General features: G+C 70.6%; 16 protein-coding genes and 2 pseudogenes. 9 read left to right on the top strand and 9 right to left on the bottom strand.

Translation table 11 applies throughout. The features are described from left to right. Positions 1-208 (bottom strand): annotated as a pseudogene (locus E1258_RS21560) (hypothetical protein); the annotation flags it as partial. After that, positions 205-714 carry a SigE family RNA polymerase sigma factor gene (locus E1258_RS21565; protein WP_132404261.1) on the bottom strand — a complete coding sequence of 170 codons (510 nt, stop codon included), beginning with the start codon at positions 712-714 and terminating at the stop codon, positions 205-207. The pseudogene E1258_RS21560 and the gene E1258_RS21565, both read right to left, overlap by 4 nt. Positions 715-856: 142 nt before the next feature. Between E1258_RS21565 and E1258_RS35060 the strand changes: the two genes are divergently transcribed. Next, entirely contained in the window at positions 857-1,342 is a 486-nt protein-coding gene (locus tag E1258_RS35060; protein ID WP_243715607.1) for a hypothetical protein, read from the top strand. A gap of 89 nt (positions 1,343-1,431) precedes the next feature. Here the strand turns inward: E1258_RS35060 and E1258_RS21570 are convergent. Continuing rightward, a pseudogene (locus tag E1258_RS21570) lies at positions 1,432-2,250 on the bottom strand (EamA family transporter); the annotation flags it as partial. 44 nt (positions 2,251-2,294) lie between these two features. On the opposite strand from E1258_RS21570, the gene E1258_RS21575 reads away from it, so the two are divergent. The 7 genes from E1258_RS21575 to E1258_RS21605 all read left to right on the top strand — a co-directional run bounded on the left by E1258_RS21575 (position 2,295) and on the right by E1258_RS21605 (position 8,286). After that, a complete protein-coding gene (locus tag E1258_RS21575; RefSeq protein ID WP_243715608.1) occupies positions 2,295-2,798 on the top strand; it encodes a MarR family winged helix-turn-helix transcriptional regulator in 504 nt (167 codons plus the stop codon). A gap of 32 nt (positions 2,799-2,830) precedes the next feature. Continuing rightward, entirely contained in the window at positions 2,831-3,568 is a 738-nt protein-coding gene (locus E1258_RS21580) for a peptidase E (protein WP_132404270.1), read from the top strand. A gap of 49 nt (positions 3,569-3,617) precedes the next feature. Further along, on the top strand, positions 3,618-4,703 hold the full coding sequence (gene ychF, locus E1258_RS21585; RefSeq protein ID WP_132404273.1) for a redox-regulated ATPase YchF: 1,086 nt from the start codon (positions 3,618-3,620) through the stop codon (positions 4,701-4,703). 53 nt (positions 4,704-4,756) lie between these two features. Then, complete coding sequence (locus E1258_RS21590; protein ID WP_132404276.1) at positions 4,757-4,954, top strand: dihydrofolate reductase family protein; 198 nt, start codon at positions 4,757-4,759, stop codon at positions 4,952-4,954. 7 nt (positions 4,955-4,961) lie between these two features. Beyond that, the gene (locus tag E1258_RS21595) at positions 4,962-5,588 is read left to right on the top strand and encodes a histidine phosphatase family protein (RefSeq protein WP_132404279.1); all 627 of its coding nucleotides are present in this window, start codon (positions 4,962-4,964) and stop codon (positions 5,586-5,588) included. A gap of 61 nt (positions 5,589-5,649) precedes the next feature. Then, positions 5,650-5,985, top strand: a complete 336-nt coding sequence (locus E1258_RS21600) for a glyoxalase superfamily protein (protein ID WP_132404282.1) — start codon at positions 5,650-5,652, stop codon at positions 5,983-5,985. 465 nt (positions 5,986-6,450) lie between these two features. After that, on the top strand, positions 6,451-8,286 hold the full coding sequence (locus tag E1258_RS21605; protein ID WP_243715609.1) for a hypothetical protein: 1,836 nt from the start codon (positions 6,451-6,453) through the stop codon (positions 8,284-8,286). A gap of 68 nt (positions 8,287-8,354) precedes the next feature. Here the strand turns inward: E1258_RS21605 and E1258_RS21610 are convergent, their stop codons facing one another. Then, positions 8,355-8,717: a PH domain-containing protein gene (locus E1258_RS21610; RefSeq protein ID WP_043965760.1), complete on the bottom strand. Its 363-nt coding sequence runs from the start codon at positions 8,715-8,717 to the stop codon at positions 8,355-8,357. Positions 8,718-8,755: 38 nt separating this feature from the next. Next, positions 8,756-9,064 (bottom strand): 4a-hydroxytetrahydrobiopterin dehydratase, encoded by a 309-nt coding sequence (locus E1258_RS21615; protein WP_132404288.1) that lies wholly within the window; start codon positions 9,062-9,064, stop codon positions 8,756-8,758. A gap of 183 nt (positions 9,065-9,247) precedes the next feature. Between E1258_RS21615 and E1258_RS21620 the strand changes: the two genes are divergently transcribed. After that, positions 9,248-9,688 (top strand): (deoxy)nucleoside triphosphate pyrophosphohydrolase, encoded by a 441-nt coding sequence (locus tag E1258_RS21620; RefSeq protein ID WP_036373028.1) that lies wholly within the window; start codon positions 9,248-9,250, stop codon positions 9,686-9,688. Between the two features lie 183 nt (positions 9,689-9,871). Here E1258_RS21620 and E1258_RS21625 read toward each other — a convergent pair whose 3' ends face one another. The 4 genes from E1258_RS21625 to E1258_RS21640 all read right to left on the bottom strand — a co-directional run. Then, positions 9,872-10,936 (bottom strand): succinate dehydrogenase/fumarate reductase iron-sulfur subunit, encoded by a 1,065-nt coding sequence (locus E1258_RS21625; protein ID WP_007072877.1) that lies wholly within the window; start codon positions 10,934-10,936, stop codon positions 9,872-9,874. Next, positions 10,936-12,852, bottom strand: coding sequence for a fumarate reductase/succinate dehydrogenase flavoprotein subunit (locus E1258_RS21630; RefSeq protein WP_132404291.1), 1,917 nt, complete (start codon positions 12,850-12,852; stop codon positions 10,936-10,938). Before E1258_RS21630 ends, E1258_RS21625 begins: the two co-directional genes overlap by 1 nt. A 10-nt stretch (positions 12,853-12,862) precedes the next feature. Beyond that, the gene (locus E1258_RS21635; RefSeq protein ID WP_007072875.1) at positions 12,863-13,669 is read right to left on the bottom strand and encodes a hypothetical protein; all 807 of its coding nucleotides are present in this window, start codon (positions 13,667-13,669) and stop codon (positions 12,863-12,865) included. 287 nt (positions 13,670-13,956) lie between these two features. Then, positions 13,957-14,253: metallopeptidase TldD-related protein (locus E1258_RS21640; protein ID WP_243715610.1), on the bottom strand; the 297-nt coding region annotated here is incomplete at its 5' end.

A 14,253-nucleotide genomic window follows, 5' to 3' on the forward strand; every position in this document is an offset into this window, starting at 1 on the left:
GGGCGTCCCCGCCGCCGCTGGTGGCCATCGCGATCGGGGCGCCGATCAGCACGGCGGCGAGGGCGCCCAGCGCGCTTGTCGCCATGGTGGCGCGGCGTCGGGTCCGGGCCCGGCGTTCCGCCCGGGTCAACTGGTCTTGCACTGTCGGTGCCTCCTCGGCGAGGTCGGAGAGGGTGTCGCGGATGAGGTTCTCGAGGGGCGTGGTCACGGCCGTACCTCCAGGAGCTCGATGTCCGGCAGGAGCTGCCGCAACCGGGCCACGGCCCGATTGGTGCGGCTGCGCACGGTGCCGACCGGCCAGCCCAGCGCGGCGGCCACCTGGTTCTCGGTCAGGTCCTCGTAGTACCGCAGGACCACGACCGTGCGCTGGGCCTTCGGCAGCGCACGCAGCGCGGCCCGCATCGCCAGCCGTACGTCGGCGCCGCCGCTCGGGTCGGGACCGGCCCGTTCGTTGGCCCCGGTGAGCGACGTCTCCCGGTGTCGACGCAGCCGACGCCACCAGCTCACCTGCTCCCGGTACATGACCGTGCGCAGATAGCCCTCCGGATCGGCGTGGCGCAGCTCACGCCACCTCGGGATCGTCTTGGCCAGCGCCGACTGGAACAGGTCCTCGGCGGTGTGCCGGTCCCCGGTGAGCAGGTACGCGACCCGCATCAGGGCTGGCGTCCGGTTGGCCACGAACTCGGCCAGCCGGGCCCGGTCGTCCTCGTCCACCCGTCCTCCCCGTTGTTGTCTGTCACAGATACAGACGCCGCAGCTCACCGCAGCTATCCCTGACGCCGGAAGGAAGAACGGGGCGGGAAAGCGTCGGTAGTGGTCGGTAGCGTCCCGGCACCAACTCCAGAAGGGTGCGGCGATGGCGAGCGTGGCCGGGCGGGGAGCCCCTCGGTCGGAGCGGTCGCGGCTGGACGAGGCCGTGGCGCAGGGTCTCTACGACCGGATGCGGGTGGTGGCACCGGCCGCCTTCGGCGCGATCGGGCGGGACCGCGCCGACGACCCGGCACGACCGTTCGCCGACACCGCCTGCGGCCGGCTCGCCGACTCCCTGGACGCGGCCGGTCTCCGGGCGCTCGGCATGTGGGCGCACCACTGGTGCATGCGGTTCTACGACGACGACACCCGGGTGGGGCTGCGCCTGGTGCGGGAGATCGCCGATCGCCCCGGGCTGGGCTGGACGGTCGACGAGGTGCGCTGGATGCTCGGGGAGTCGGAGGCAGCCGGCCCGTCCGCCGCGCACCGGTTCACGCTGCCGCGCGCGGCGGCCACGGGGCTGCCGCCGGCGGGCCGCCGCGAGTTCGCCGCCGACGTGCTCTCCGGGGCGGGCAGCCGGGAGCGCGGATAGCCGGCAGGCGGCGTGTCCAGCTGGCCGACGACGGTTGCGGCGATCGCCAGGGCGAAGCCCGCGAGCTGCGTCGCGCTCAACGCCTGGCCCAGCGCCAGCCAGCCGAGCGCGGCGGCGGTCAGCGGGCTCAGCGCGCCGAGCACCGAGACCTGGGCCAAGGGCAGCCGCGCCGCGCCGCGGAACCAGAGGGCGTACGCGGCGGCGGTGCCGACCAGCCCGAGCCAGGCGTACCCGAGCAGGGCCGGGCCGTCGACGGGCGGCGGCGGTCCCTCGACCGCGACCGCGAGGGGCGCGATGAGCAGGCCCCCGGCGGTGAGCTGCCAGCTCGTCGCGGCGAGGGTGCCGACGCCGGCGGGGCGTCCCCAGCGGCGGGTCAGCACCAGCCCGGCCGCCATCGCGGCGGTGCCGGTGAGCCCGGCGGCCACGCCGAGCAGGTCCGCGCCGGCGTCGGGGCGGAGCACGACGAGGGCCACGCCCAGGGGAGCGGCGATCGCGGCGACCAGGACCGGTGGCCGGGGGCGCTCACCGAGGGCGACCCCGGCCAGCCCGGCGACCAGCAGTGGCTGCGCCGCGCCGAGCACGGCGGCGGTGCCGCCGGGCAGCCGGTACGCGGCGTAGAAAAGCAGCGGGAAGAACGCGCCGATGTTGAGCGCGCCGAGCACGGCGGCCCGCCACCACCACACGCCGTGAGGGCGGCGTCGGGTCAGGGCGAGCAGCAGCAGGCCGGCCGGGAGCGCCCGTAGCGTCCCGGACCAGAGCGGTCGGTCAGGCGGGAGCAGCTCGGAGGTGACCAGATAGGTGGTGCCCCAGGCGATGGGCGCCGTGGCGGTGGCCAGCAGGTCGGCGGTCCGGCGGGACATGGCAAGCCAATCGTTAGACGCTAAGTAGCTTAATGGTAAGCCAATCATCGCCGAGTGAACTGCGCCAGTGCGAGATGCGGCACAATGCCGGGGTGGCCGAGCGGGACGACATCGACGTCATCGTCGAGCAGTGGCGGCGTGAGCGGGCCGGCATGCGACCCGAGCCGATGGCCGTCTTCGGCCGGATCTACCGCCTCGCCCGGCTGGTCGGCGACGAGCAGGAGCGGGTGTACGCAGGCTGGGGCATCAGCCGGGGCGAGTTCGACGTGCTGGCCGCCCTGCGCCGGGCCGGCGCCCCGTACACGCTCGCTCCCAAGGCCCTGGCCGCCAGTCTGATGCTCACCTCGGGCGGGATGACGGGCCGCCTCGACCGCCTTGAGCGCGCCGGCCTGGTCCGTCGCGCCCCAGACCCGGCCGACCGGCGGGGCCTCCAGGTCACCCTCACCGACACCGGCCGGCGGGTGGCCGAGGAGGCCGCCGACGCCGGGGTGGCCGCGCAGCGACGTCTGCTCGACGCCCTCCCGGCGCGGGACCAGCACCGGCTTGCCGACCTGCTCCGCGACCTACTCGCCGCCGCCAGCGCATCCCGCCCCTGACGCCCAAGCCGCCGCAGAGAGGACCGACCGTCGTGCCCGCCAGTGAACCGACCATCGTCGCCACCAGCATGGGCTTCCTCAGCCGCCGACGCGGCCCGAACGACCTGAGCCCCGGTCCGGTCTTCGCGCTGGCCGCCGAGCTGGCCCAGGCCGGTCCCGAGCCCCGGCTGTGCTACCTCGGCCAGGCCGTCGGCGACCGGGACGCCTCGATCGCCGCCGTCCACGCGGCCTTCGCCGGCACCCGGTTCCGGGCGTCGCACCTGGCGCTGTTCCCGATGCCGAACGTCGACGACGTTCGGTCCCACCTGCTCGCCCAGGACGTGATCTGGGTCGGCGGCGGCAGCGTCGCCAACCTGTGCGCGGTGTGGCGGGTGCACGGCCTCGACGAGATCCTGCACGAGTGCTGGCAGGCCGGAGTGGTGCTGGCCGGGGTGTCCGCCGGCTCGATCTGCTGGCACCTCGGCGGTGCCACCGACAGCTTCGGCCCCCGGCTGCGCGGCTTCGCCGACGGCCTGGGCTGGCTGCCGTACGGCAACGGGGTGCACTACGACAGCGAGGACCAGCGGCGACCGCTGATGCACGCGCTGGTCGGTGACGGCACCCTGCCGACCAGCCACTGCACCGACGACGGCGTCGGGCTGGTCTACCGGGGCACCCGCCTGGTCGAGGCGGTCGCCGACCGCGCGGGCGTCGCGGCGTACGAGGTCGCCCGTGTTGCCGACGGCGGTGTGCGGGAGACCCGGATCGAGCCACGACTGCTGACCCGATGAGGTGAGCTGACCGGCGACGGCCGGTGCCGGCCGCGTAGACTGGCCGCCCGTGAGCCTCACCATCGGGATCGTCGGCCTGCCCAACGTCGGCAAGAGCACCCTGTTCAACGCGCTGACCAAGAACGACGTGCTCGCGGCGAACTACCCGTTCGCCACCATCGAGCCCAACGTCGGCGTCGTCGGGCTGCCGGACGAGCGGCTGGCCAAGCTGGCCGAGATCTTCTCCTCGCAGAAGGTCCTGCCCGCGCCGGTGTCGTTCGTCGACATCGCCGGCCTGGTCCGGGGTGCGTCGAAGGGGCAGGGCCGGGGCAATGCGTTCCTGGCGAACATCCGGGACGCCTCCGCGATCTGCCAGGTGGTGCGGGCCTTCTCCGACCCGAACGTGGTGCACGTCGACGGCAAGATCTCCCCGGCCGACGACATCGAGACGATCAACACGGAGCTGATCCTGGCCGACCTCCAGACACTGGAGAAGGCGCTGCCCCGGCTGGAGAAGGAGGCCAAGCTCCGCAAGGACCGGGCCGCGGCCGTGGCCGCCGCGAAGCAGGCCGTCGAGGTCCTCGACGGTGGCACCACCCTGTACACCGGTGCCGCCGCCGCCAAGATCGACCTGGAGCACCTGCGCGAGCTGCACCTGCTCACCACCAAGCCGTTCCTCTACGTCTTCAACGTCGACGAGGCCGAGCTGGCCAACGCCGAGTTCCTCGACGAGCTGCGCGCCCTGGTCGCCCCGGCCGAGGCGGTCTTCATGGACGCCAAGATCGAGTCCGAGTTGGTGGACCTGCCCGAGGAGGAGGCCCGCGAGCTGCTGGAGTCGATCGGGCAGTCCGAGCCGGGGCTGGACCAGCTCGTCCGGGTCGGCTTTCGCACGCTCGGGCTCCAGACGTACCTGACGGCGGGGCCCAAGGAGGCGCGGGCCTGGACGGTCCCGGTCGGCGCGACCGCCCCGGAGGCCGCGGGGGTCATCCACTCCGACTTCCAGCGCGGCTTCATCAAGGCCGAGGTGGTCTCCTACGACGACCTGGTCGCGGCCGGATCGATGGCGGCGGCGAAGGCGGCGGGCAAGGTCCGTATCGAGGGCAAGGAGTACGTCATGCAGGACGGCGACGTCGTGGAGTTCCGCTTCAACGTGTAGTGAGGTTCCGTCCCAACCTCACTGGCAGGAACCCGACAGGCGAGAACGCGACGGTGGAGCGGCTGCCGGCCGACGTCGGCGCGATCCTCGCCGGCAACGGCACCTTCGGCGGCAGCGCGGTGGCCGCCAGGCAGCGCATCCGGGCCGGGCTGCTCGACGAGGCGCTGATCTTCTTCGCCCCGGTCCTGCTCGGGGCCGGGGTGCGCATCTTCGGCTGCTTGATCGACAGGGTGGCCCAGGGCAGGACATGATGTCGGGATGCGAACTCGGCTCCTCTTCGTCCGACACGGCGAGTCGGTGCACAGAATCGAGGACGTCGTGGGCGGCCCGGGTGGCTGCCGGGGACTGACCGACTCGGGCCATCAGCAGGCGCGCCGGCTGGCCGACCGGCTCCGCGAGGAGCTTGCCGTCGCCGGGCCGGTGGCGGTCTACTCGTCCGTGCTGCGCCGGACGGTCGAAACCGCGTGGCCGATCGCCGAGGCGCTGGGCGTCAGCGCGGTGGCCGACTGCGGGTTGTGCGCCTGGCACACCCCGCCGTACGCGGACGGGCTGCCGACCGCCCAGTTCCAGACCGAGCACGCGGTGGAGGGCGGCGGGGTGTTCCGGCCGTTCGAGGAGGGCAACGAGAGCTGGGCGGAGCTGGTCGTACGCGTCAGCCGCGCGATCATGGACATCGCGCACCGGCACTGGGGCGGCACCGTCGTGCTGGTCGGGCACACCGAGACGGTCGAGGGCTCCTTCCACGCGCTCGCCGCCCAACCGCTGTTCCGGGCGTTCGACATGGAGGTGGCTCCGGCCTCGATCACCGAGTGGACCACCGACGGCGACCCCACCGGCTGGCCGCCGTCGCGCTGGACCCTGCGCCGCTTCAGCGACGTCTCCTGACCGGCGGGTTGTCGCCCTGAGGGTCCGGCGCGACGTCGGTCCCGGCGGGCACACTGTGCCGATGACGGAACGACTGGCACCCGTGCTGCGGGTCACCGACGCGGACGCCACCGCCGGGTGGTACGCCCGGCTCGGCTTCCGCAGGCAGTGGGAGCACCGGTTCGCGCCCGAGCTGCCGCGCTACGTGAGCATCGCGCGCGGCGGCATCGAGGTGCACCTGTCGGAGCACGCGGGGGACGCCCGGCCGGGCACCCTGCTCTACCTGTACGTCGACGACGTCGACGCGGTCGCGGCGGCCTGCGGCGGCGTCGAGGTTTCCGCCCGGGACTGGGGTCGCGAGTTCCAGCTGACCGACCCCGACGGCAACCGCATCCGCGTCGGCACCGTCCCCGCCTGACTCCCTCGGCACCGCGAGCTTGGCAGTTGTCGTTGCCCGCGTGACGCCGACGTGGCGGTATCGGTCGGCCCCGACCGGGCCATGTCACCGACATGGTGTGGATCAACTCGGCGTGCCTCGTCGCGGGTGATCGGATGCCGGTATGAGGGAATTCGACAACGAATCTCCTGGTATTCGACCCCGCTCCTTCGGCGGCTGACAAGAGCAGTCGCCGACGGTACGCTATGGGCGCTTGAAATCAGAGCCAGCTATCCACTACAGCTGTTGTGCCGAATCGCCACCAGATGCATGACAGGCAATGCTCGCGTGTCGATTGCTGCGGCTGAAGACCACGCTTCCGTCCCCGTGGTTGGCGCGGCGGTCGTTGAGCTAGCCATTGTCAAGCATCACTAAGAATGGATTTCATCTAAAGAGAGGGTAGCGATGCATCGGCCTAGAATGTCTCGATGGCGTCTACTGTCCGCCGTGGTACTCGGTGTCCTGCCGGTTCTTGCCGCCGTCCCGTCCGCAGCCGGCGTCGGGCTCGGGGTGCCGCTGCTGCCGAGTTCGTCACCGACCTTCCAGCACCAACTGCTGGCGAAGGCCACCCCCGACGAGTGCTTCGCCGGGGTCGGGATGCCGTACCCGGCCGGGCCGCCCTGCGCGCAGGGGCAGGCCAAGGTCAACCAGGCGTACGTCTGGTCGCTCGCCCAGGCGAACAATCGCCTCTGGTTCGGCACCGGGGCGAATGTGAACTGCATCGTCGCCGGTACGACCCTTGCGCAGCCGACGCCTCGGCTGTACGACGACTACGTGTGCGAGTACGCGCACAGTCAGATCGTCGTGCAGAACCCGACCATGCCGACGAATACCGGCGATCACCGGCAACCCCGGGTGTACGTCCACGACCTCTCCTCCGGCACGCTCACCGAGAAGACGGACGTCATCAAGAACAGGTCCGCCGATGATCTGTCCCGGTTGAGGCGGACGTTGGGACTGCGTGCCGGGGGAACCAGCCAGGGCGTCGTCATCCTCGCCGGGCCGGCCCTCGGTGCGACGGTCAACATGTTCGCGTTCGACACGGACACCGGCGCTTACCTCGGCTCGGCGAACTTCACCAAGTACGGCAACATCCGTCACTTCCTGGAGGCCGACGGCGCCCTCTACGCGGGCGTGGGGGTGGGCGCCAACGGCAAGGACGGCGGGTACATGCTGCGCTGGGCCGGGAGCCGGACCAACCCGTTCAACTTCATCGAGGTCGGTAAACTGCCGGCTCAGGTCGCCGACCTTACGCTGCACGACGGCCGGATCTTCGCCAGCACCTGGTCGGCGTGGAGCGGCGGCAGTTCGCTGGTGCCGGGATCGGCGGATGGAAACTCGAATCCGCCCCACACCATCGTCGATCCGTTGCTCGAACGCCTCGGAATCAGGCCGATCGAGGAGGCCGACCCCACCATCGCCGGGGTGTGGATGAGCCCGCCGCTGAAGAACGGAGCGCCCGGCCTGACCACGGACGACGCCGCCGGCTGGGAGCTGGTCTGGAGCGTCCAGCAGTACGAGCCGGACCCGCTGATCGCCACCACGTACGGCCTCGGCGCGCTGGTCTCGTACGACGGCTACCTCTACTGGGGGACGATGCACGTCCCGATGAAATCGACGAGCGTGGTCGCCGGGTTGTACCCGCCGGCGGACGACTACGCCGCTCGGGACACGCTGGAGAACTCCCAGCGCGCGGTGAGCATCTTCCGGGGCCGTGCGTTCGGCCCTGTCGTCGGGGGAGTCGATCTGATCGAGGACGTGGACCTGCTCTACGGAGAACCGCAGCTGCCGGTGTACAACGCGGAGGCGAACAGCGGCGCGGGTGGCTGGGAGAACATGTCCACCGGCTACAGCGCGCAGTTCGGGCGTATGGGGTTCGGCAACATCTACACGAACTACACCTGGACCATGGCCGTCACCGACGGCCGGTTGTTCGTCGGCACCATGGACTGGAGCTACCTCGCCAAGGACCTGCTGCCCTCGACCGCAGCGCAGATGGGCTTCAGCGGCGCGATCGAAGGGCTGAGCGACGAGTTGGATCCGATCACGATCGACCCGGAACTCTACGGCGGTGAGCTGTACATGTTCGACTCGCACCAGCAGCCCGCCACGGCGGTGGACACCAAGGGGATGGGCAACCCACTCAACTACGGCTTCCGTACCATGATCACCGATGGGAAGACCCTCTATCTCGGTATGGCCAACCCGATGAACCTGCGTACCGACCCGACGGACGACATTCCGGAAGGCGGCTGGGAACTGATCAAGCTGAGCTGGAGCTGAGCGAGCGCGTGGGGCTGCCGAGGCGTGGCCCGGGCAGCCCCACGCGGCAGGCCGGGAGACGGGGCGGCTCAGGAGATGTAGTGCAGGATCACGTTGTGCACGTGGTGGCTCTTCTGCGCGCCCCGGAACTCGACCTCGTAGGTGTGCGTGCCGACGTGGATGGCGATCGAGCCGGTGGAGAAGAACTCCCCGCCCCACGACTTGTTGCTCACCACGCTCACGCTGGTGATCTTCGAGTACGGAATGCTGGTGATCGCGTACCGCTTGCCGACGAAGGACCGGTCCTGGATGATCACCCGCCGGTCGGTGAGGCCGATGAACCCGGTGCCGGTGCCCACGGCGTCGTAGACGGCGATGATCTGCTCGCCGGTGAGCAGGCCGCTCTGGATCTGCTGGAACTGCTCCTTGCGGTCGTATGTCGCATTCGCCATGACCCCACGGTAGGCGGACGCGCCAAACAGGTGACCGGTCAGGCGCCGGTGACGGCCCGGTACGCGTCCTCGATGCGGGCGGCCAGCAGGACCTCGCCCTCACTCAGCGGCTCACCGTCGCCGTGCCCTACCCGGATCTGCGTCCGGTCGTCACGGCGGCTGATCTCAGGGCGTAGGTGCAGGGCGTCGGCGACCACCTTGACCCGTTCGGTGAGGGCCGCGTGCTGGGTGTCGTCGATCACCAGCGTGCGCCGGATCTGCTCGCCCTCGCGGGTCCACCCGGTCAGTAGGGTCAACGCGTCGCTCAGGTAGTCGTGCTTCGCCCGGCCCCTGAACAGCACACGCATCACCGCACCTCCCAGGCGCCGTTGCCGGCTTGTGGCCAAATCGTCGCCGTCCCGTGTCTATGTCGGTACCCCCAGTCTGTCTTCCGACCGAGGGTGTGTCCACGCCCACACTTCCTACTTCTACTGGCCTAGCGGTCGGCCACGGTACCCAAACCGCCTATTGATCTGGCACGCTGGGAGCCTGTGCAGACCGAACGGGCTAGCGAAAGTGAACAGACCGAGCGACGGGATCCAAAGGTGGTCGTCGGCGCGGCGATCATCGCGGACGGGCGGGTGCTCGCCTGCGCCCGGTCCGCCCCGCCGGAGGTCGCCGGGATGTGGGAGTTCCCCGGCGGCAAGGTGGAGCCGGGGGAGAGCGAAACCGCCGCCCTGGTCCGCGAGTGCGCCGAGGAGTTGGCCGTACGCGTGGAGATCGGCGACCGGGTCGGCCGCAACGTGCGGATGGCCCACGGCCGCTCGGTGCTGAAGGTGTACGCGGCCCGCCTGCTGCACGGCGACCGGCCGAAGGCCCTGGAGCACTCCGCGCTGCGATGGCTCTCCGCCGCCGAGCTGGACACCGTCACCTGGCTCCCCGCCGACGCGCCCATCGTCGCGGCCCTGCGCCCCCTGCTCCTCGCCGACTGAGCCGCCTGGCGGTGGCACGCCACAGGACAGGCCAAAGGGTGCGCAACAGGACATGACGCGCAGAGACGTACCGCGCAAAGACACGCCGTGCAGAGACATATCGCGCAGGGGCACCTGCGCAGGGGTGAAACGCCGACGGGGGCCGGCGGCAGGTGCCGCCAACCCCCGTCGGCGCTGTCGTGGTCAGTGCTTGTCCTGCTCCGGGTGGGCGAAGTTCAGGTGCTCCGGGGGCAGCGGGAACTGCACGTCGTCGCCGAACGGCGACGGTGCGGCGGCCCGGTCGAAGGTGAGCTCCGTCAGCGGGAGCTTGCCGTTGTCGTCCACGGCCGGGGCGGTCGGCTTCGGCACCTCGCGGTGCCAGTTGACACCGGCCTGGGCCTGGGCCTCGGTGGCGGGGTCGTGGGAGCCGCCCGCGTGCGAGTGGACCCCGCCCGGGGCGGCGTGGGAGTGTACGGCACCGCTGTGCGAGGCGCTGGTCACGCTGGTCTGAGGCACCTGACCCCTCCGGAAGATCTTGCTACCGAGCCATACCAGGGGATCGTACCTGCGGTCGACGACCCGTTCCTTCATGGGGATGATCGCGTTGTCCGTGATCTTGATGTGTTCGGGGCAGACCTCGGTGCAGCACTTGGTGATGTTGCAGAAGCCGAGCCCCTGCTCCGCCTGCGCGTACTCCTTGCGGTCGGTCTTCGCGTCGAGGGGGTGCATGTCCAGCTCGGCGGCCCGGATGAAGTACCGGGGGCCGGAAAACGCCTGCTTGTTCTCCTCGTGGTCGCGGACCACGTGGCAGACGTTCTGGCACAGGAAGCACTCGATGCACTTGCGGAACTCCTGCGAGCGCTCGACGTCCACCTGCTGCATCCGGTACTCGCCCGGGGCCACCCCGGCCGGCGGCGCGAACGCCGGCGTCTCCCGCGCCTTCTCGTAGTTGAACGAGACGTCGGTGACCAGGTCCCGGATGACCGGGAACGTGCGCAGCGGGGTGACCGTGACGGTCTCGGCCTCCTCGAACGTCGACATCCGGGTCATGCAGCCCAGTTTGGGCATCCCGTTGATCTCCATCGAGCAGGAGCCGCACTTGCCGGCCTTGCAGTTCCATCGGCAGGCCAGGTCCGGCGCGTCGGTGGCCTGGAGCCGGTGGATGACGTCGAGGACCACCTCGCCCTCGTTGACCTCGACCTGGTAGTCCTGCAGGTCGCCGCCGCTCTCGTCGCCCCGCCAAATCCTGAAGTGACGCTTGGTTCCCATTACTTGCCCGCCTCCTCAGCGAGGGCGTCGAAGTCCGCGAGCTCCTCGTCGGTCAGGTACTTGGCCAGTTCGGCACGGTCGAACAGGGCGATCAGCTCGGCGCGGATCCTCGGCAGCGGCTTGTGGGTCAGCCGCACGGTGTCGCCGTCCAGCGCGCAGACCAGGTTCACCCGACGCCACTTCGGGTCCATCGCCGGGAAGTCCTCCCGGGTGTGGCCGCCGCGCGACTCCTGCCGCTCCAGCGCCGCCTTCGCGGTGCACTCCGACACCACCAGCATGTTGCGCAGGTCCAGCGCGAGGTGCCAGCCCGGGTTGTAGCGCCGCCCGCCGGCCGCGCTGACCTTCGCCACCCGCTCGCGCAGCTCGGCAAGCCGGTGCAGGGCATCGGCCAGCTCGCCCTCCCGGCGGATGATTCCTACTAAGTCGCCCATCACCGCCTGGAGGTCCTGCTGGAGCTGGTACGGGTTCTCCCCGGTGTCCCGCTGCAACGGCGCGAGCGCCGTCTCCACGGCGGCCTCCACCGCGCCGATCGACACCTTCGGGCGCGAGGTCAACTGATCGGCGTACGACGCCGCGTGGCCGCCCGCCCGCTTGCCGAAGACCAGCAGGTCCGACAGCGAGTTGCCGCCGAGTCGATTGGAGCCGTGCATGCCGCCGGACACCTCACCGGCGGCGAACAGCCCGCGCACCGTGCCGTACGCGGCACCGGAGTCCGGGTCCACCTCGACGCCGCCCATCACGTAGTGACAGGTCGGCCCGACCTCCATCGGCTCCTTGGTGATGTCGACGTCGGCCAGCTCCTTGAACTGGTGGTACATCGACGGCAGGCGGCGGCGGATCTCCTCGGCCGGCAGCCGGGACGCGATGTCCAGGTAGACGCCGCCGGCCGGCGTACCCCGACCGGCCTTGACCTCGCTGTTGATCGCGCGGGCGACCTCGTCGCGGGGCAGCAGCTCCGGCGGACGCCGGTTGTTGTCCGGGTCGGAGTACCAGCGGTCCGCCTCGGCCTCGTTGTCCGCGTACTGCTTGCGGAACACGTCGGGGACGTAGTCGAACATGAACCGCTTGCCGTCGGAGTTCTTCAGCACGCCGCCGTCGCCGCGCACCGACTCGGTGACCAGGATGCCCTTCACCGAGGGCGGCCAGACCATGCCGGTCGGGTGGAACTGGAGGAACTCCATGTTGATCAGCGTCGCGCCGGCGCGCAGGGCCAGCGCGTGGCCGTCGCCGGTGTACTCCCAGGAGTTCGACGTGACCTTGTACGACCGGCCGACGCCGCCGGTGGCGAGCACCACGGCCGGGGCCTCGAAGAGGATGAACTCCCCGGACTCCCGGTAGTAGCCGAACGCCCCGGCGACCTTCTCGCCGTCGAGCAGCAGCTCGGTGATCGTGGTCTCGGCGAACACCTTGATCCGGGCGTCGTACGAGCCGAACTCGGCCTTGTCCTCCTGCTGGAGGGAGACGATCTTCTGCTGGAGGGTGCGGATCAGCTCCAGGCCGGTCCGGTCGCCGACGTGCGCCAGCCGGGGGTACTCGTGGCCACCGAAGTTGCGCTGCGAGATCTTCCCGTCCTTGGTGCGGTCGAACAGCGCACCGTACGTCTCCAGCTCCCAGATCCGCTGCGGCGACTCCTTCGCGTGCAGCTCGGCCATCCGGAAGTTGTTGAGGAACTTGCCGCCGCGCATGGTGTCGCGGAAGTGCACCTGCCAGTTGTCCCGGCTGTTCACGTTGCCCATGGCGGCGGCCGCGCCGCCCTCGGCCATCACGGTGTGCGCCTTGCCGAACAGCGACTTCGAGATGATCGCCGTCTTCTTGCCCGCGAGCCGGGCCTCGATCGCCGCGCGCAGGCCGGCGCCGCCGGCCCCGATCACGACGACGTCGTAGTGGTGTCGTTCGATGCGATTCGTGGTCGTCATGTCAGGCCCTCTAGTTGATGAACCGCAGGTCGTCGAACCAGCCGGCCGAGATCGCCATGACGTAGAAGTCGGTCAGGGCCAGGGTGCCGAGGGTGATCCAGGCGAGCTGCATGTGCCGTACGTTCAGCCAGGACACGCCGGTCCAGGCCTTGTACCGCACCGGGTGCTTGGAGAAGTGCTTGAGCCGCCCGCCGATGATGTGCCGGCACGAGTGGCAGGAGATCGTGTACGCCCACAGCATGACCACGTTCACCAGCAGGACGATGTTGCCCAGCCCGAAGCCGAAGCCCTCCGGCGAGTGGAAGGCCAGGATCGCGTCCCAGGTGTTGATCAGCGAGATGATCGCGGCGGCGTAGAAGAAGTACCGGTGCAGGTTCTGGCCCAGCAGCGGGAAGCGCGTCTCCCCCGAGTAGCTGTCGTGCTTGTCCGGCACGGCGCAGGCCGGCGGCGACAGCCAGAACGACCGGTAGTACGCCTTGCGGTAGTAGTAGCAGGTCAGCCGGAACAGCAGCAGGAACGGCAGCGTCAGCGCCGCGTCCGGGACGATCCACCAGCCGGGCAGGAAGCGGCCGAAGTGGGCGGCCCCCTCGACGCACCGGTCGGTGACGCAGGGCGAGTAGAACGGGGTCAGGTAGTGGTACTGCTCGACCCAGTACCACTTGTGCATGAAGACCCGGACCGTCGCGTACGCGACCCAGGCGCTGAGCCCGATGACGGTGATCAGCGGAGCGAACCACCACCGGTCCGTCCGCAACGTCTTCGCCGCTATGGCGGCGCGCGCTCGCGCCCCACGCGGCCTCGTTGCCGTTGAAGTCATTCGGTCGTCTCCCTGACGGGGCCCTCACGGGCGGCAGTTGTTCCGGTCGGCACGCGGACCGGCGACCCCGTACCCGCTGCCACGTCACCACGCACACCAACGACCACACCGGCCGTACCGGCGCAGCTAGGTGACACACGTTACGCCGATCTCCGTGGGCCGTCCGCGCAAGGGAGTGTCCCGTGTGTCCGGCCTGCGGAAAAGTCCCCGCAACACGATCGACGTTGGATGTTAAGAAGCTCACTCCCCGGCCGCCCGCAGAACCGGCGAGGGTTCATCCGCCCGGGTCAGCCGGAGGCCCCGCCGGTGAAGTTCCAGGCCGCCAGCCGCAGCGCCGGGGCGTCCCACCAGACGCCGTCGACCCGATCCGGCTGCCGGACCGCCCGGCGGCCGATCCCGACCACGGCCCCGGGGCCGAGCGCCCGGGGATACGACTCGGTGAAGCGGAGGTCCCGCACCGCCCGCACCGGCACCCCGCCCTCCACCAGCCAGACCCCGTTACGGGTCAGCCCCGTGATCACCAGGCTCTTCGTGTCGAGCACCCGGGTGTACCACAGGTCGCTGACCAGCAGGCCGCGCTCCAC

The organism is Micromonospora sp. KC207, from assembly GCF_004348615.1.
Lineage (GTDB): Bacteria > Actinomycetota > Actinomycetes > Mycobacteriales > Micromonosporaceae > Micromonospora.

What these genes read in the sequence shown, in the direction of transcription:
- E1258_RS35060 (WP_243715607.1), top strand. Translation starts at nt 857, where the DNA reads ATGGCGAGCGTGGCCGGGCGGGGAGCCCCTCGGTCGGAGCGGTCGCGG.
- E1258_RS21600 (WP_132404282.1), top strand. Translation starts at nt 5,650, where the DNA reads ATGACGGAACGACTGGCACCCGTGCTGCGGGTCACCGACGCGGACGCC.
- E1258_RS21610 (WP_043965760.1), bottom strand. Translation starts at nt 8,717, where the DNA reads ATGGCGAATGCGACATACGACCGCAAGGAGCAGTTCCAGCAGATCCAG.
- E1258_RS21615 (WP_132404288.1), bottom strand. Translation starts at nt 9,064, where the DNA reads ATGCGTGTGCTGTTCAGGGGCCGGGCGAAGCACGACTACCTGAGCGAC.
- E1258_RS21595 (WP_132404279.1), top strand. Translation starts at nt 4,962, where the DNA reads ATGCGAACTCGGCTCCTCTTCGTCCGACACGGCGAGTCGGTGCACAGA.
- E1258_RS21635 (WP_007072875.1), bottom strand. Translation starts at nt 13,669, where the DNA reads ATGACTTCAACGGCAACGAGGCCGCGTGGGGCGCGAGCGCGCGCCGCC.
- E1258_RS21625 (WP_007072877.1), bottom strand. Translation starts at nt 10,936, where the DNA reads ATGGGAACCAAGCGTCACTTCAGGATTTGGCGGGGCGACGAGAGCGGC.
- E1258_RS21630 (WP_132404291.1), bottom strand. Translation starts at nt 12,852, where the DNA reads ATGACGACCACGAATCGCATCGAACGACACCACTACGACGTCGTCGTG.